General features: G+C 74.2%; 15 protein-coding genes and 1 pseudogene. 10 read left to right on the top strand and 6 right to left on the bottom strand.

All coding sequences use genetic code 11. From position 1 onward, the window contains the following. Nucleotides 1-202: 202 nt before the first annotated feature. Both ACZ5DC_RS16335 and ACZ5DC_RS16330 read left to right on the top strand, forming a co-directional pair. Nucleotides 203-895, top strand: a complete 693-nt coding sequence (locus ACZ5DC_RS16335; RefSeq protein ID WP_014673345.1) for a metal-dependent transcriptional regulator — start codon at nt 203-205, stop codon at nt 893-895. A gap of 268 nt (nt 896-1163) precedes the next feature. Continuing rightward, on the top strand, nt 1164-2063 hold the full coding sequence (locus tag ACZ5DC_RS16330; protein ID WP_468653208.1) for an alpha/beta fold hydrolase: 900 nt from the start codon (nt 1164-1166) through the stop codon (nt 2061-2063). Nucleotides 2064-2165: 102 nt separating this feature from the next. Here the strand turns inward: ACZ5DC_RS16330 and ACZ5DC_RS16325 are convergent, their stop codons facing one another. Continuing rightward, nucleotides 2166-2831 carry a bifunctional DNA primase/polymerase gene (locus tag ACZ5DC_RS16325; RefSeq protein WP_468653206.1) on the bottom strand — a complete coding sequence of 222 codons (666 nt, stop codon included), beginning with the start codon at nt 2829-2831 and terminating at the stop codon, nt 2166-2168. Nucleotides 2832-3113: 282 nt separating this feature from the next. On the opposite strand from ACZ5DC_RS16325, the gene ACZ5DC_RS16320 reads away from it, so the two are divergent. Both ACZ5DC_RS16320 and ACZ5DC_RS16315 read left to right on the top strand, forming a co-directional pair. Further along, nucleotides 3114-4499 (top strand): transcriptional regulator, encoded by a 1386-nt coding sequence (locus ACZ5DC_RS16320; protein ID WP_468653204.1) that lies wholly within the window; start codon nt 3114-3116, stop codon nt 4497-4499. 198 nt (nt 4500-4697) lie between these two features. After that, the gene (locus ACZ5DC_RS16315; protein WP_468653202.1) at nt 4698-6392 is read left to right on the top strand and encodes a hypothetical protein; all 1695 of its coding nucleotides are present in this window, start codon (nt 4698-4700) and stop codon (nt 6390-6392) included. Between the two features lie 10 nt (nt 6393-6402). Here ACZ5DC_RS16315 and ACZ5DC_RS16310 read toward each other — a convergent pair whose 3' ends face one another. Further along, nucleotides 6403-7728 (bottom strand): ABC transporter substrate-binding protein, encoded by a 1326-nt coding sequence (locus tag ACZ5DC_RS16310; RefSeq protein ID WP_468653200.1) that lies wholly within the window; start codon nt 7726-7728, stop codon nt 6403-6405. A 117-nt stretch (nt 7729-7845) separates the two neighbouring features. Between ACZ5DC_RS16310 and ACZ5DC_RS16305 the strand changes: the two genes are divergently transcribed. Both ACZ5DC_RS16305 and purU read left to right on the top strand, forming a co-directional pair. After that, a complete protein-coding gene (locus tag ACZ5DC_RS16305; RefSeq protein WP_468653198.1) occupies nt 7846-8343 on the top strand; it encodes an SCO4402 family protein in 498 nt (165 codons plus the stop codon). Nucleotides 8344-8404: 61 nt separating this feature from the next. Continuing rightward, on the top strand, nt 8405-9289 hold the full coding sequence (gene purU, locus ACZ5DC_RS16300; RefSeq protein WP_468653196.1) for a formyltetrahydrofolate deformylase: 885 nt from the start codon (nt 8405-8407) through the stop codon (nt 9287-9289). A 45-nt stretch (nt 9290-9334) separates the two neighbouring features. On the opposite strand, the gene ACZ5DC_RS16295 is transcribed toward purU, so the two are convergent. Both ACZ5DC_RS16295 and ACZ5DC_RS16290 read right to left on the bottom strand, forming a co-directional pair. After that, nucleotides 9335-10648 (bottom strand): zf-HC2 domain-containing protein, encoded by a 1314-nt coding sequence (locus ACZ5DC_RS16295; RefSeq protein WP_468653194.1) that lies wholly within the window; start codon nt 10646-10648, stop codon nt 9335-9337. A gap of 122 nt (nt 10649-10770) precedes the next feature. Then, nucleotides 10771-11328 (bottom strand): sigma-70 family RNA polymerase sigma factor, encoded by a 558-nt coding sequence (locus ACZ5DC_RS16290; protein ID WP_468653192.1) that lies wholly within the window; start codon nt 11326-11328, stop codon nt 10771-10773. Between the two features lie 350 nt (nt 11329-11678). Here ACZ5DC_RS16290 and ACZ5DC_RS16285 point away from each other — a divergent pair, with 350 nt between their 5' ends. The 3 genes from ACZ5DC_RS16285 to ACZ5DC_RS16275 all read left to right on the top strand — a co-directional run bounded on the left by ACZ5DC_RS16285 (nt 11679) and on the right by ACZ5DC_RS16275 (nt 14048). Then, entirely contained in the window at nt 11679-12053 is a 375-nt protein-coding gene (locus ACZ5DC_RS16285; RefSeq protein WP_366749819.1) for an STAS domain-containing protein, read from the top strand. 179 nt (nt 12054-12232) lie between these two features. Then, on the top strand, nt 12233-12745 hold the full coding sequence (locus tag ACZ5DC_RS16280) for an EF-hand domain-containing protein (protein WP_468653190.1): 513 nt from the start codon (nt 12233-12235) through the stop codon (nt 12743-12745). 829 nt (nt 12746-13574) lie between these two features. After that, entirely contained in the window at nt 13575-14048 is a 474-nt protein-coding gene (locus ACZ5DC_RS16275) for an ATP-binding protein (RefSeq protein WP_468653548.1), read from the top strand. Between the two features lie 267 nt (nt 14049-14315). Here ACZ5DC_RS16275 and ACZ5DC_RS16270 read toward each other — a convergent pair. Further along, nucleotides 14316-14435 (bottom strand): annotated as a pseudogene (locus ACZ5DC_RS16270) (cyclase family protein); the annotation flags it as partial. A 141-nt stretch (nt 14436-14576) separates the two neighbouring features. Between ACZ5DC_RS16270 and ACZ5DC_RS16265 the strand changes: the two are divergent. Continuing rightward, on the top strand, nt 14577-15857 hold the full coding sequence (locus ACZ5DC_RS16265; RefSeq protein ID WP_468653188.1) for an MFS transporter: 1281 nt from the start codon (nt 14577-14579) through the stop codon (nt 15855-15857). Here the strand turns inward: ACZ5DC_RS16265 and ACZ5DC_RS16260 are convergent. Further along, a complete protein-coding gene (locus ACZ5DC_RS16260; RefSeq protein ID WP_468653186.1) occupies nt 15762-16790 on the bottom strand; it encodes a GlxA family transcriptional regulator in 1029 nt (342 codons plus the stop codon). The two genes, ACZ5DC_RS16265 and ACZ5DC_RS16260, sit on opposite strands and share 96 nt — an antisense overlap. Nucleotides 16791-16861: the final 71 nt, after the last annotated feature.

Below are 16861 nucleotides of genomic sequence, written 5' to 3'. Positions count from 1 at the left end.
ACCAGGGCGGTGTCAATACGGCCGGGCGGGAGCTTCAGGACGGGAGCGCGCGCCCCGCCCGCACCCGGCCCCGGGACCGCCCCGCACCCCGACTCGGCCCCCGTTTCGCCGGTGCCGCCCGCTTGTCGGTGGGATCCGGCAGAATTGGTGCCAGGGCCAGCGCACGCGGCCGGCTGCCGGCAGAGGTAATCGAGGGGCACGTATGTCCGGACTGATCGACACCACGGAGATGTATCTCCGCACCATCCTCGAACTCGAAGAGGAAGGCGTCGTCCCCATGCGCGCCCGCATCGCGGAGCGGCTGGACCAGAGCGGGCCGACGGTGAGCCAGACGGTCGCGCGCATGGAGCGCGACGGCCTGGTCTCCGTGGCCAGCGACCGGCACCTGGAGCTGACGGACGAGGGCCGCCGGCTGGCGACCCGCGTAATGCGCAAGCACCGCCTGGCCGAGTGTCTGCTCGTCGACGTGATCGGCCTGGAGTGGGAGCAGGTGCACGCGGAGGCGTGCCGCTGGGAGCACGTGATGAGCGAGGCCGTCGAGCGTCGTGTGCTGGAGCTGCTGAGGCACCCCACCGAGTCGCCGTACGGCAACCCCATCCCGGGCCTCGAGGAGCTGGGCGAGAAGGACGGCGCGGACCCGTTCCTGGACGAGAGCATGGTGTCGCTGGCCGACCTGGACCCGGGCTCGGACGGCAAGACGGTCGTCGTCCGCCGTATCGGCGAGCCGATCCAGACGGACGCCCAGCTGATGTACACGCTGCGGCGGGCGGGTGTGCAGCCCGGTTCGGTGGTGAGCGTGACGGAGTCGCCCGGCGGCGTGCTGGTGGGCAGCGGCGGCGAGGCGGCCGAGCTGGAGGCGGACACGGCCTCCCACGTGTTCGTCGCCAAGCGCTGACACGGAGAGGGCCCCGGCGCTTGCGCGCCGGGGCCTGTCCTCCCCTGTGCTGACCCGGAGCCCCGAGCTCTCAGGGTCATCCCCTCGGACCGGCTTTTCCCCGAGCGGTCCGCCTCCCGCCAGAAGACATCCCCTCGACTGAGGCGATCATGCCCGGAGGGTTGTCACTCAAATGAGGGGTGTTGTCTGCGGAGACGCAATTTTCGAATACGTATTCGATAGCCTGAAACAGCTGGACGAGCACGGCGGAGCTGGGGGGCCAGGTCAGATGGCACGGCGTATCGATGTGACGGGAGCGGGCGGGGTGCGCCTGGCCGCCTGGGAGTTCGCCGACCCTCCGAAACCGGAGGCGGACGCGGACGCCGAGGGGGAAGCGGGCCCGGGCGCTCCGGGCGCGCTCTTACTCCACGGTCTGATGGGCCGCGCCTCCCACTGGGCGCCCACCGCCCGCTGGCTCGCCGGCCGCCACCGCGCCGTGGCCCTCGACCAGCGCGGCCACGGCCAGAGCGAGAAGCCCCCGCGCGCCGCGTACACCCGCGAGGCCTACGTCGAGGACGCGGAGGCCGCCGTGGAGCAGCTCGGCCTCGCCCCCGTCCTCCTCATCGGCCACGCCATGGGCGCGCTGACCGCCTGGCAGCTCGCCGCCAAGCGGCCCGATCTGGTGCGCGGCCTGATCATCTGCGACATGCGGGCCTCCGCCCTCGGCGGGGCCTCGCAGCGCGAGTGGGCCGACTGGTTCCGGTCCTGGCCCGTCCCCTTCGCCAGCCTGGCCGACGTCCGCACGTGGTTCGGCGAGGACGACCCCTGGGTGGAGCGCCCGAACCCCGCGCGCGGGTCCTTCTACGCCGAGGTGATGCACGAGTGCGAGGACGGCTGGCGGCCCGTCTTCGACCCCGAACAGATGCTCAGCTCCCGCGAGACGTGGGTCCACGACGCCCACTGGGAGGAGCTGGCCCAGGTCCGGTGCCCAACGCTGGTGGTGCGCGGCGTGGACGGCGAGCTGGGGCGGGCGGAGGCCCAGGAGATGGTGCGGGTGCTGCCGCGCGGACAGTACGCGGAGGTCCCGGACGCGGGGCACCTGGCCCACTATGACCTGCCGGTGGCGTGGCGGGCCGCCGTCTCGCCGTTCCTCGACGGCTTGCCCGGGGCTGAGCGGCTGAGCGCCTGAGCGTCTGCCGGGTCGTTCTCTCACGGGCGGCTGCGCGAGTACGCACCACTCACCCGCACTCGCCGGCGAGAGAACGACCTGGCGGACGAGTGGGCGAACCGCCTAACGATCCCTCCCGCACGCATAGGCCAACGGCGAGATCAACTCCTCCGCGTCCGGCAGCCATCGGTTCGCCGGCGTCGGCCGGCGGGCCCACTGCACGGCCCCCCGGGACCCGAACCGCGTGGGCGGCGCCGCCACGTACGCGCCCTCGCCCAGGGCCGTCAGGTCCAGGGACGCCGGCGACCAGCCGAGCTTGCGTACCAGCTCCGGCACCTTCGCGGGCGCACCGGGCAGGACGAAGAACTGCATGCGCCGGTCCGGGGTCAGCGTGACCGGTCCGAGCGTCAGCTCCATCCGCTCCATACGGGCGAGCGCCAGGAACCCCGCGCTCTCCGGGACGGACAGCGCGTCGAAGGTCCGGCCGGTCGGCAGCAGGATCGCCGCCGCCGGCTGCTCCTGCCACATCCGGCGCACGACGGTCGCACTGCCGGTCGCCTGGGTCGCCCAGTCGGGGCGCGCGGGGTGCGCACCCGGCGCAGGGCAGGAGGCGTCGTCGCACGAGCAGCGCTGCCTGCCGTCGACGGCTTCCAGCCAGGTGCCCGGGACCACGTCCCAGTGCCGCTCCTCGGCGTAGCGTACGGCGGTCTCCAGCAGCGATTCCCTGCGCTGCTGCGGGATGTGACCGGCCATCTGAGTGTTTCGGGCGCCCGCGATCGTCTCTTCCACGTTCCACTCAACTCCCGCGCCCACCTGGAGTTACGGCCGTACCGCGCGCGGGGGAGGAGCACCGGCCCGGCAGCCGGGCGCATGGGTGCATGGCCGGGGGCGCGCGGGAGGGGGCGGGGCGTGAGATGGGTAGCCAGAGAGGGGGGCGACCGCTTTTACCCCGGCAAACCGCACATGTCACGCATTGACGGTATGTCAGCTGGGCAGTGATCTTCCGGCCGGAACTTTGTGCTCCGGAGGATCACAACACGCCTCAGGGGATCGCGACACAGGGGGTAGCACATGGCCGCAAGGCCTCTCGTGGCCAGGCAGCCGAACGAACGGCTGCAGGCGCTCATCCAGGAAGCGGGGTGCTCGAACGCCGGGCTGGCCCGGCGGGTCAACATGTGCGGCGCCGAGCACGGCCTCGACCTGCGCTACGACAAGACGTCCGTGGCCCGCTGGCTGCGCGGCCAGCAGCCGCGCGGCCGGGCCCCGGCGATCATCGCCGAGGCGCTCGGGCGCAAGCTCGGCCGTACGGTCACGATCGACGAGATCGGCATGGCCAACGGCAAGAACCTCGCCTCGGGGGTCGGCCTCCAGTTCTCGCCGACGGTACTGGGAGCCATCGAGCAGGTCTGCGAGCTGTGGCGCAGCGACGTGGGGCGCCGGGACTTCCTGTCCGGCTCCTCCGTCGCCGCCTCCGCGCTGGTCGAGCCGAGCCGCGACTGGCTGATCTCGGCGCCGGACCCGCAGGTGGCCCGGCAGGCGGGCCCGCGCGTGGGCCAGGCCGACGTGGCGGCCGTACGGTCCATGACCCGGGCGCTGGTGGACCTCGACCACCAGTACGGCAGCGGACACGTGCGCCCGGTCGTCGTGCACTACCTCAACAGCGTCGTCTCCGGGCTGCTCGCGGGCTCCTACCGGGAGACGGTCGGCCGGGAACTCTTCGCCGCCGTCGCCCGGTTGACGGAGCTGGCCGGGTACATGGCCGTCGACACCGGGCAACCGGGCCTCGCCCAGCGGTACTACATCCAGTCGCTGCGTCTCGCGCAGGCCGCGGGGGACCGCGGATACGGCGGTTACGTGCTCGCCGCGTCCATGAGCCACCTCGCCGCGCAGCTCGGGAACCCGCGGGAGATCGCCCAGTTGGCGCGGGCGGCGCAGGAGGGGGCGCGCGGGCAGGTCACCCCGCGCGTGGAGGCGATGTTCCACGCCGCCGAGGCGCGCGGGCACGCCCTGCTCGGGGACGCGCGCGCGGCACAGGCGGCCGGCGGGCGGGCGATCACGGCGATGGAAGGGGCGGACGACGCCGCCGGGGACGACCCGGCGTGGATCGCGCACTTCGACGAGGCCTACCTGGCCGACGAGTTGGCCCACTGCCACCGCGACCTCGGGCAGGCCGACCAGGCCGCGCGGTACGCCGAGCAGTCGCTGGCCGGGCACCCGGAGTCCCGGGCCCGCCGGCGCGCCATCGGTTACGTGCTGCTCGCCACGGCCCAGGTGCAGCAGCGCGAGATCGAGCAGGCCTGCACCACGGGCATGAAGGCGGTGGAGCTGCTGGAGACGCTCCGCTCCAACCGGGGCGCCGAGTACCTGGACGACCTCCAGCAGCGGCTGGAGCCCTTCCGGGAGGAGGCGGTGGTACGCGAGTTCGGGGCGCGGCTCGACCTCCAGCAGGCCGCGTGAGCACCGGTCCCGCCGGCGCGTGGAAGAACGGCAAACGGCACCCGGGTGCGCGCCGGTGCCGTGAACGGCGCTTCGCGGTGCGGGGTGTTACCGCCGTCACAGGGAGGAGGTCGCGAACGGCGCTGCGTGGCACGGGGCTCGGGGGAGCCGGTAGCGTGAGCCGACGATTCACAAGGTCCCCCATTTGTAGGAGTCCCGGTGACGCAGAGTGGACAGGGCGAGGAGCCCTCGGCGCGGACCGCGCGCGAAGGCATCGTGCTGCCCTCCGACGGAGGAGAGCCCCTGCTGCCGGGCATGACCGGGACGCCCGCACCCGCCCACCCGGCCGGCGGGCAGGCCTGGGGCGGTTCCTGGGGCCCCGGGCAGCAGGCCCCCCAGTCGGATGAGGGCTGGCCCCCGGCGGACGGGCAGTGGGACGCCCCCGGCGGCCCCGGCCGGCAGCGGCCCCCGGCGGCCGCGAACCCCGGCCCGCTGCCCCCGGAGGGAGCCCCGGCCCCGTCGTACGGCGGCCAGGCCCAGGGGTACGGCGGCCCGGCGGGTTCCTACGGCGGCCAGGAGCCGCAGTACGGCGGCGGCCAGGCCGGCGCCGGTGCCTACGGCGCGCCCCAGCAGCCCGCCTACGGCGCGCCCGACCCGTACCAGCAGCACGCGCAGCAGCAGCCGTACCCGGGGCAGTCCGTGCCGGGACAGGCCGCCGCCGCGCCGCAGCCGTCCGCCTACCCGGCCGCGGGTGCCCCGCTGCCCCCGAGCGCGGACGGCGCGACCCAGTACCTGCCGCCGGTTCCCGCCGGCCCCGCCGCGCCCGGCGACGAGGGCGCCACCCAGTACATACCGCCCGTGCAGGCCGACGGCGCCACCCAGTACATACCGCCAATCCCCGCCGGGGGCGGCGTCCACGAGGCGGCCACCCAGTACATGCCGCCGGTCACGCCCGGCGCGCTGCCGCCGGAGTCGGCCGGCGAGGAGACCCGCTACCTCGGCCAGGCGCCCCGGCAGGCGGCACCCGCGCCCTCGGACGCGGAGGCCACGCAGTACATCCCGCCGTATGCCGCCCAGGCCCAGGCGCAGGGGGCGGACCGGCAGCCGCCCGCCGAGTTCGACAACCTCTTCCGCGGTCCCGGGGGCGGCGACAGCCCGGCCGGGTCCACCCAGCAGCTGCCGCGGGTGCAGCAGCCGGACGCCCATCCCGGCCCGGCGCAGTCGTCGTACCGCCCGGCGCAGCCGTCGTACGACGCGGGTCCGGGCGACGACGGCGGGCGGCGCCGGGGCCGGTCGCGGGTGCCGCTGATCGCCGCCGTCGGCGTCGGCATCGTCGTGCTCGGCGTCGGCGCCGGGGCGCTGCTCAGCGGCGGGGGCGGCAAGGACCAGGGCGGGGACGACAAGACGGTCGCCGCCACCTCCCCGGCCGCCCAGGACTCCGCCTCGCCCGCCGCCGACCCCGCCCGGCAGCAGGCCGTCGAGCTGGACAAGCTGCTCGCGGACAGCGGCAGCAGCCGGGCCGCGGTGATCCAGGCGGTGGCGGACGTCAAGCAGTGCGACAACCTCGACCAGGCCGCGTCCAGCCTGCGGGACGCGGCCCGGCAGCGCGGCCGGCTGGTCACGCGGCTCGGCGGGCTGTCCGTGGACAAGCTGCCCGGCAACGCCGACCTGACGGCCGCGCTGACCAAGGCGTGGCAGGCGTCCGCCGCGGCCGACAACCACTACGCGGCCTGGGCGGACCAGGCCAAGGGGCACAAGGTCTGCCGCAAGGGGCACGCCCGCACCACCGGCGAGACGCAGGCCGGCAACCGGGAGAGCGGCACCGCCAGCGCGCAGAAGACGAAGGCGGCGGCGCTGTGGAACGCGATCGCGGGCAAGTACGGCCTCACCCAGCGCCAGCCGACCCAGTTGTGACCGCCGGCCGTCACGGCACGTCGGCGTGCTCCAGGGTGGCGGTCATGTCGGCGATGCCGTGGGCGCCGCCGATGCCCTTGCGGGCGGCGACCAGCTTGCCGCTCCGCACGACCTGGAGGGTGACGTCGGCGTTGACCAGCCGCGGGAAGCCGACGGCGGCCAGCTTGCTCTCGTAGGGCCAGTGCAGGGTGGGGGTGAGGCCGCCGGTGGAGACCCGCAGGCCGTCGTTGAGGGTGCGCCGCACGGTGTCGGCGCTCACCTCGCCCTCGCCGATCCTCTCCAGGACGGCCTTGAGGACGGTGTAGGCGATCCACGTGGTCTGCACACCGGCGTCCGCGGGGTCGATGCGGTTGTCGCCGAAGGCCTCCTCGTTGATCACCTTCTTCATCGGGTCCCAGCGGGGGTCGGAGGCGACCGGGTACCAGCCGGTGATGTACGCACCCTCGTACGGGCTCGACGCCCCGCCGGTCGAGTCGATCACGGTCTGGTCGACGCTGCCCAGCACGGTCGCCGTGCGCACGGCCGGGAAGTTCGCGCGGGCCCGCCGGAAGGAGTCCATGAAGGTGTCCGTGCGGTCTCCGAGCGCGGGCACCACACAGCCCTTCCGCGTGGCGTCCTCGGTCGCGTAGCGCAGCGCCTGCTCGGCCTGGCCGCCGTACTCGGTGGCGTCGTCGGCGGCGAGCCGGTCGCCGGCCTCCGCGTGGCCGCCCGCCTTGAGGCCGGCGTCGAGCATCGCGGGCAGCTGGTCCCCGGCGATGCTGTCCGGGCGGACCAGGGCGACGTTGCCGCAGCCCTCCGCGAGCGCCCTGCCGAGGCCGGCCAGGAGGGCGGGCTGGCCACCGTTGACCGGGTAGGACATGGCGCCGGTGAACTCGTCGTTGGTGACGCCGTAGCCGCCGATGTAGGGGATGCCGGCGCCCTCCAGCGGGGCGAGGTAGGAGTCGCCGAACTGGCTGTAGGAGCCGACGACCGCGACCACGTCCTCGGTCGCCGCGCGCCGGGCGCACTTCGCGGCGCCCACGCCGTCGTTGTGGTCGTTGCAGGTCAGCACCTCGAGCCTGCGGCCGTTGATGCCTCCGTGGGAGTTGATCCACTTGGCGTAGGCGCGGGCCATCGCGGGCATGCCGGGCTTGTTGGTGGCGTCGGTGTCCTGCGGCGCCCAGGTCATCACCTTCACGGGGTCGTCCCCGGAGCCCCCCGTGGCACCGGGGATGACCCCGCACGCGGCGGTGAGGGACGCACAGAGGGCCACCGCGCCCGCCGCGAGGGCGGTGGCTCTGACGGGGCGGGGAAGGACGGGAGGAGGAGTACTGCGCGTGCGTCGCCTGCCGGTCATGCACACGCACGATTCCCTCACAGCACCAACCCCGGAGTGACCGCCGGTCGACGAAGGGTGACGCGGAGGTGAATTACGGGGGCCGGTGAGGCTTGCCCGGCGGGGAACGTACGATCGATGACCGTGCAAGGTTCGGAGAACTCTTCCCGTCGCGGCCGTCGCTCCTCCACCATGGGCGGCATGCCCTTGAACGACATGCCGTGGTGGCGCTGGCGCAGCAATGTCCGTTCGGCGCTGCACATGCTCTCCGACCCGGTGTTCCAGCGGGAGGTCTGGCTGGCCGGCGTGGACGGCTACGGCGACGTCACGGACGCCGTGTACCGGCTGGTGGAGGACACCTGGCTGGACAGCTGGTCGGCCGAGAAGTACGTCGGCACCATATTCCGGGACTCGCAGGAGGCGGCGCTCGTCGACACCGCCGTGCTGCGGGTGCTGCGGATCATGCACCAGGTCGGCCCGGACGCGCCGGTCGCCGCCTACCTGGACCACTCCGGCTGGCCGGACGCGGTGCGGGCGGCCCGGGACGCGCACGTGCGGATGTCGGTGAGCGACGGGGAGGAGCCGGACACACCGCCGAAGAGCCTGGACGTGCTGCGGATCCTGACGAGGTCCTGACGGGGTCCGCGTGGCGGACGGCCGCCCCACGGCGGGCGGCCGGTGTGGGACCCTGTGGTGCATGACCGATCAGTCCGCCCCTTCCGCCGCCGCACCGGCCGACCAGTACGTCCTCACGCTCTCCTGCCCGGACAAAAAGGGCATCGTGCACGCCGTGTCCAGCTACCTGTTCATGACCGGCTGCAACATCGAGGACAGCCAGCAGTTCGGCGACCACGACACGGGACTGTTCTTCATGCGGGTCCACTTCTCGGCCGAGGCGCCGGTGACGGTGGACAAACTGCGGGCGAGCTTCGCCGCGATCGGTGACTCCTTCCACATGGACTGGCAGATCCACCGGGCCGACCAGAAGATGCGCATCCTGCTGATGGTCAGCAAGTTCGGGCACTGCCTGAACGACCTGCTGTTCCGGGCCCGGATCGGCGCGCTGCCGGTGGAGATCGTGGGTGTGGTGTCCAATCACACCGACTTCGAGGAGCTGGTGGGGTCCTACAACATCCCCTTCCACCACATCCCGGTGACCAAGGACACCAAGTCGGAGGGCGAGGCGAGGCTGCTGGAGATCGTCCGCGAGGAGAGGGTCGAGCTGGTCGTCCTCGCCCGCTACATGCAGGTGCTCTCCGACGACCTGTGCAAGCAGCTCAGCGGCCGGATCATCAACATCCACCACTCCTTCCTGCCGAGCTTCAAGGGCGCGAAGCCGTACCACCAGGCGCACGCGCGGGGCGTGAAGCTGATCGGCGCGACGGCGCACTACGTCACCGCGGACCTGGACGAGGGGCCGATCATCGAGCAGGAGGTCGAGCGGGTCGGGCACGGCGTGACGCCGGACCAGCTGGTGGCCATCGGCCGGGACGTGGAGTGCCAGGCGCTGGCGCGGGCCGTGAAGTGGCACGCGGAGCGGAGGATCCTGCTCAACGGGCGCCGGACGGTGGTGTTCGCCTAGCCGCGGCCGCGGCCGCAGCTCGCTCGGTCCTGTCCGGTCCCGCCCCTACATCCGGCTCAGCGACGCGACCGCGAACAGCACGTCCCTGATCGCCTCCCGGTCACCGACCTGACCCGCCGCCGCTTCCGCCGGAGACACGTGCCCCGCCGCCAGCTTGCAGAACTCCACGCCGTCCAGGGCCACGTGGGCCACCTCGAAGTCGGCGGAGCCCACCGCCGCCGGTGAGTCGAGGGGGATCAGCCACTCGCCGCCGGCCGCGCCCTCGATCTCCAGACGCAGGCTGCGGCCGGGCGCGCCGGCCGGGACCAGGTGCGGGGTCCGGCGGCCCGGCGCGGACAGTCCGGCCCGGCGGCGCGCGGCGAGCGCCGTCGGCAGCAGACGGGCCGCGAGGTCGATCATCCGGTTGAGGTGCCGCGGCGCGGGCGGGGCGTACGGATAGTCCACCGCCTCGGCGATGTCCTCCGCGTGCACCCAGCACTCGAAGGCGCGGTCCAGCATCGCGTCGTGCAGCGGCAGCGCGAAGTCGCCGTACGGCACCGTGAGCCCGCCCGCGTGGCCGCCGGTGAACGACACGGTGCGCACCAGGCTGTGGCTCTGCTCCCGCCACGGTCCCCGCACCGAGCGCGTCGGCGGGAAGTGCGAGGCCCGCCAGAACGCCTCCGTGCGGCCCGCCGGACCCACCGCGTCCTTGTCGGCCTCGGCGACCTCGGCCAGCGGGTCCTCCAGGCCGAGCGCCGTCGCGATCAGCCCGTCCACCGACAGCAGGTGCGCGATCACCCCGGCGACGGTGGTACGACGGCTCGTCGACTCGTCGGCCTCGAACCAGCGCAGCCGCACCGGCGCGTGCCACTCCGCGTCCCCGAAGTCCTGGAGCAGCGCGTCCAGCCGCGCGGTCTCCGCGTCGTACGGCGCGGCCCAGTCGGGCACCGGGATGCGCGGCGGCCGGCGGTTCAGACAGGCGGCCAGAACGCGGGTGCGCAGCGCCGGGTTCAGGTCCAGGCTCTCCGGCTGGTGCAGCAGGCCGACGGCCTCGCGCAGCCGGCGGGCCTCGTCGGCGCAGGCGCCGCAGTCGCCCAGGTGCTCCTCGACGGCCGCCGTCTCCGCGGCCGAGCAGGCGGCCAGCGCCCAGGCGCCGAGCAGTGACTTCAGGACGTCGTGCGACAGGTCGAGCGGCACGGGTTCGAGGTCTCCCGGATCGGCGGGGTCGGGCAGCGGGAGCCCGCTGTCCTCCACGGACGCGCGGGGCGTGGGTATCCGCGGTGTCCGGGCGGGCCCGGACCCGCCGGCACCGCGCGGCACGTCCCCCGAGCCGCCGCCGCGCCCGCCGGAACCCCCGGCACCGGCCCCGCGCCCGCCCAAGTCGACGTCCTTGAAGGGACGTTACGCGCGTGCGTCACCGCCGTGGTCCTCTTCTCCCCCGCGGCCGGCGTGCTCGCCGTACTCGCCGTACCCGTCGTGCGCCCCGGAGCCGCCCGTCCCCTTCACACCGCACCCCGGTATCCCGGCGGTGTGCCGGCGTCGTGGGCGGTGGACAGGAGCTGGAGGCCGAGGCGGAGCCGGCGGCGGGCCTCGTCCTCGGTGACGCCGAGGTCGGCCGCGGTCTGGCGGTAGTCGCGGCGCTGGAAGTAGGCCAGGTCGAGGGCGGCGCGCAGCGGGGCCGGCATGGAGTGCACGATGTAGTCGGCGCGTGCGGCGACCGAGGCGCGGCGGACCTCGCTCTCCACTTCCGTACGCCGGGGCTGCTCCAGTTCCTCCCGGTCGCGCAGCCGCTGGACGGCGACCCGCTGGGCGACGGCGGCGATCCAGGAGCGCAGGGGGCCCTGCTGGGGGTCGTAGGTCTCGGGGTGTTCCCAGACGTGGGCGAAGACCTCGCGGGTGACGGCGTCGGCGTCCTGCTCTTCGGTGAGGACACGGTGGGCGAGGCTGTGCACGAGGGAGGCGAAGCGGTCGTACACCTCGCCGAGGGCGGCCGCCTCACCGCGCGCGAGCCGCTGCTGCATCTTGCGGTCCCAGCGGGGCGGTACGTCCTTCCTGGCCATGCGGTCCCCTCCCCTCGCCCTGTCCGGCCCGTCCAGCCTGTCGGTCCTGCCCTCTCGAATGTAGTCGGCACGCCTGAGGGTGTACGCCCCTTTGTGTCAATGTGCGCCCCCGGAAGGGCCGCAGGTGATAGTGCCCCCTTCACACATCCTTCACACAAGATGCGTGCACCTCTGATCGAACAGGATCGATAGTGACCGAAACAAGCCCCTAGTCGATCGACTGCCGTTTGCCCCGTCACGTTTCAGGGAACGGCCGCTGGGCAGCTGCGCGACAAGAAACGTAGGAACTGCTTCCGTTTCCGGGCGGTTCCGGGCGGTTCCGGGAGATCCGGCGAGCGGAGGGCAGGGCCGTGGCATTCAGCGTGACCGGCGTCGAGCAGGGCGAGTGGGCCGTCCTCCGGGTGTCCGGGGAACTGGACCTGATGACCTCGCCGGTGCTGCGCCAGCGGGTGCACGACATCGTCGCCGACGGACACCACAGCCTCGTCGTCGACCTCTCCGACGTGTTCTTCTGCGACTCCAGCGGGGTCGGCGTCCTCGTCGCCGCCCGCCGGCTGATCCGCTCCTGCCAGGGCCGGCTGCGGCTGATCCTGCCGGACCGGGGGGCCGAGGACGGCTCGCACGTCAACCGCGTGCTCGGCGCGCTCGGCGTGCGCCGCCTCTTCGACGTCCGCGCCGACCTCGACTCCGCGACCACGGACGAGGCCGGGCCGCTCTCCGCCTGAGCGGCCGTCACGGCATCGCGACAGGGCCACACTGTTGTCGCAGAATTCCCCCGGTCTTGGCACAACTGCCGGTTTCCCGCCGTCCGCCGGCCACCCACGTCGTACGCTCCCTGCCAGGTCACCCCCGCCCACGGGCAGGACCACCCGTACGACCCCCACGTAAGGCGGCCCGAACAGACATGGTCAGCACCGAGTACGAGCGCAGGATCGCCGCCCGGTTCGCCACCTTCGACCAGGACGGCAACGGCTACATCGACCGGGAGGACTTCAACGCGGCGGCCAAGGCGCTGCTCGCCGAGTTCGCCGTACCCGCCCGCTCCGACAAGGGGCAGGCGCTGTACGCCGGGGCCGAGGCGTTCTGGCAGGGCATGGCCGGCATCGCCGACCGCGACGGCGACCAGCGCGTCAGCCGCGCGGAGTTCGTCAACGGCGCGGTCAAGCGGCTGCGCGACAACCCCGACCGCTTCGCCGAGATCGCCCGTCCCTTCCTGCACGCGGCCCTGGCGGTGGCCGACACGGACGCCGACGGCCGGATCAGTGCCGCCGACACCGCGCGCGTGCTGCGCGTGTTCCGCGTCCCGGAGGAGGCCGCCCGCCAGGCCGCCGCCGCCCTCGACACCGACGGTGACGGCGGGATCGGCGAGGCGGAGGTCGTCCCGGCGTTCGCACGCTACTTCACGGTCCCCGAGTAGCGGGGACCCGCGGAACGCGGTCCGGCCACCGCCGCGTCGGTCGCGGCCGAGCAACCGGGCACCGTCGGGCGGGTGTGCGAACCCGCCGCGCAACACGCCCGGACCCGGGAACAGTTCGGACGGCCCATCGGCGCCTTCCCGGGCCGTCCCGCACCGGTGCGCGGACCTGCCGGCGCGGGCCGGAGACCGCGCGCGCCGCCGTCTGCGCCGCCGCCGTCACGGCCGGTCCCGCCGGTCCGGGAGGCCGGGGAACCGCTCGCCGCCGTGCCGGCGCCCCCAGCAGCCGGTGGTGTCCCGGGCCGTCGCACCCGAGAAACCATGGCCAACGATGTCGCGCATCGTGGCCTGTCGGCGTCACGGAGCGTTGATACCGGGTTGTGTCCTTCGCGGGACTCGTCACGGTCCGGAGTCGGGTGTCCGCTCGGGTACCTTGTGTGAGATGCGAGTGGCTGCGGGGACGAGCCGGGCCGGCGGTGCCCCTGGGGCGGTGCCGGGTCGCGCGGTGCGCGCCGCAGTTCGCGGGGCGGTCAGGCCCGTTGCCCCCGTCTGTTCGACTCCCCGGCACGAGCGTCGCACAGTATGCCCCAGGCGTACTCCTTCGCGCGGGAATATGCCCGAAGCGCTTGTTGGGGTGACTGTACGTCAACCATGCTGTCTCGCAAGGGAGTCACGCTCCGTGACCCTTGCTCTGGCCGTTGTTCTGGCCATGCAGAAAATGGCTAGGATCGTGGCCCTCGTGATCGCCGCCGCGGCTGGGACCGCGGAGCGTGGTCGGCGTGGGGTCATGGATCCGCCGGTTCGGATGGTGTGAGCGGTGCAGGTGCTTCAAGTGCAGCTGGAGATCCGGCCCGACCCCGCGGAGGTGGGGCGGGCGAGGAAGTGGGCCCGCTCGCGGCTCGCGGGTTCGGGGATAACGGCCGACGAGCCGCTGGCCGAGACGCTGATCCTGCTCGTCTCCGAGCTGGTGACCAACGCCGTCGTGCACACCGGCCGTCCGGCCGTGCTGCGGCTCTGCCTGCCGGGTCCGGCGGCCGAGGAGTGCGCGTCGGCCACGGTGCGGGTCGAGGTGGCCGACCGCAGCACTCGCGCGCCCGTACCCCGCTGCGCCGACGACGACGCCACGGGCGGCCGGGGCCTGGCCCTCGTGGACTGTCTCGCCGACCGCTGGGGCTGGAGCCCCGAGGACGCCGGAAAGAGCATCTGGTGCGAACTGGACCGCTGTTCCCAGCCCCGGCAGAGCGCCGCGGTGGCGTGCGGGGGCGGACTGTCCGCGTACGAGGATCTCGCGTTCGAGGCGGTGTAGCGGACCGGAGCGGCGGTGCGCCGGTCCGGTGCACCCGTGCGCGGGTGCCGTGAGCGGGCTGCCGCAACACGGCCCCGTACCGGCGTTGACGTTCCCCGGGTGCCTGATCAGGCTGGGGTGGGTCGATCCGCCGCGAGGGGACGGCGAGGGCCCGAGGCGCGGTCCTCGCCGAGTGCGGGTCGCGTCGGACGGCGGCGCGTGCGCGTGACGGTGGGGGAGGCGCGCGCCGCCGACCGCGGTCGCGCCGCCGCCGTCTTCGTCGTTTCCCAGGATCGCCACCGGGGCCACCGGTGTCCCCGTCGCGCCCGCGAACGGCTCGGGCACCGCCGACAGCGGGACCGTGTGCCGGTCCGTTTCTCCACAGGTTGTGGACAACTCTTCGGGATTCCGGAGCGGAACATCGCGCTGTACGCGAGTGGTGCTGACACCGACCTTTCTGAGCACCCGTCAGGGGCTGGCGGCCGGCGTTGTCCACAGGCTCGGGAAAAGGGGGCGGCGGTTGTCGGCGGCGGCCCCTACCGTCGAGGCATGAGCTACCGCGACATCGTCTCCCGGCGGGTCCTGACCTGGGCCCCGGTGGCCGTCGGCGCCCGCATGCCGGTGGCCATGGCCCCGCTGGCCCTGGTCTTCCTGGTCCGCGAGCGCCCCGGCGGCTACTCCCTGGGCGCCGCCCTCGCCGCCGCCTACGTCATCGGCGAGATCACCGGCGCCCCCGTGCTCGGCATGCGCCTGGACCCCCGGCGGGCCCGCCCGCACCTGGCCGCCGGACTCCTCGCGGGTGCCGCCGGATTCGCGGGCCTCGGCGCGTTCCCCGGCGCGCCCACCGCGGTACTCATGGCCTTCGCGTTCCTGGCCGGGGCCGGGCCCGCCGCCGCGCCCGGCGGGCTGCGCACCCTGCTCACCTCCCTGGTGCCGGCGCACGCGGCGGCCCAGGCGCTGTCGGCCGAGTCCGTGCTCACGTTCGGCGTCTGGGCCGTCTCCCCGGCCACCGTCACGGGGCTCGCCCTCGGCGCCGACCCCCGCCTCCCGCCGCTGCTCGCCGCCGCCCTGATGGCGTCGTCCGCCGCGGGCCTGTGGTCGCTCCCGGCCGGCTGGGCGGCGGACGGACCCGACGGTTCCGCCGGGCGGGACGCCCGGGACGGCGCGGGAGCGTCGACGTCACGCCTGCTGGCCCGGGCCTGGCCGGTGTACGTCACGGGCGCGGCCAGCCTCTCCCTGCTGGCCCTCGCCGAACTCGTCCTGCCCGCCCTGCTCGAACAGCGCGGCATCGGCGTCGGCTGGGCGGGCCCGCTGCTCACGGTGATGGCGGCGGCCTCCGCCGTCGGCGCCTTCCTGTACGGCCTGCGGTCCTGGCCGGGGCTGCTGCGCACCCGCAGCGCGGTCCTGATGACCGGCATGTCGGCCGCGGTCGCCGTGGTCGCCCTGATACCCGGCACGCCGGGCATCGCGGCGGCGCTGGCCGTGGCCGGGCTGCTCCAGTCCGGCGCGATGCTCACCCGGAACCTGTCCCTGCGCGAGGTGCTCCCGCCGCACCTCCTGGCCGCCGGCTACTCGGTCATGTACGCCGCCGTGGGCGCCGGTTACGCGGCGACCGGTTCGCTCGCGGGCGCCCTGCTGCCGCACACCGCGCCCTCCACGGCGATCCTGGCCGGAGTGGTCCTCACCCTGCTGCTGACGGCGGTCGGCTGGTGGGGGGAGAGACGGGCCGGCCGGTCAGCGCCGGGTGCCGGCGACGCCCTGCCGCTCGGCGCCGCCGGTGCGGAAGGCACGCCGGTAGGCGGTGGGCGTGACCCCGAGGGCGGACTGTAGGTGCTGGCGCATCGACTGGGCCGTGTTGAAGCCCGATTCCCGGGCCACCTGGTCCATCGACAGGTCCGTGGACTCCAGCAGGTGCCTGGCCCGCTCCACGCGCTGCTGGGTGAGCCACTGGCCGGGGCTGACGCCGACCTCCTCCCGGAAGCGGCGGGTGAAGGTGCGTACCGACATGGCCTCCTGCTCGGCCAGGTCCCGCAGCTGGATCGGCTCGTGCAGCCGGCCCAGCGCCCAGGCGCGGGCCGCGGTCGTCGTGGCGACCTGCGGGTCGGGGACCGGGCGGTGGATGTACTGGGCCTGTCCGCCGTCGCGGTGGGGCGGTACGACCGTGCGGCGGGCCACGTCGTTGGCGACGGCCGTGCCGAAGTCCCGGCGGACCATGTGCAGGCACAGGTCGATCCCGGCGGCGACCCCGGCTGAGGTCAGCACGTCCCCGTCGTCGACGAACAGCACGTCCGCGTCCACCTTGACCTTCGGGAACATCCGCTGGAAGCGCTCGGCGTCGGCCCAGTGCGTGGTCGCCGGGCGCCCGTCGAGGTAACCGGCGGCGGCGAGGACGTAGACGCCGGTGCAGATGGAGGCCAGCCGGGTGCCGGGGCGGATGCGGGCGAGGGCGGCGGCCAGTTCGCCGGTGAGCCGGCCCTCGTCGTAGAGCGGGCCGAGTTCGTAGGACGCCGGGACGATCACCGTGTCGGCCGTCGCCAGCGTCTCCGGGCCGTGCGCGACCTGCACGGCGAAGTCGGCGTCCGTCTCGACGGGGCCGGGCGGCCGGGCCGAGCAGGTCACGACCTCGTACAGGTGCCGCCCCCGGGCGTCCCGGGGGCGGCCGAAGATCCGGTGCGGGATGCCCAGTTCGAAGGGCAGCAGGCCGTCCAGGGCGAGGACGACGACCCGGTGCGGCCGGAATTCCCCCGCGACTGCGCTCGTCATGGCCCGATCATAGCGAAGGCTGTCCATCGGGCCACTCGATGGACGGGCGCGCGCACGGGAGGGTGGGGGAC

Source organism: Streptomyces sp. NPDC031445 (assembly GCF_055581365.1).
The sequence above is the reverse complement of the archived record's forward strand: the minus strand, read 5'-3'. Positions and strand labels throughout refer to the sequence as shown.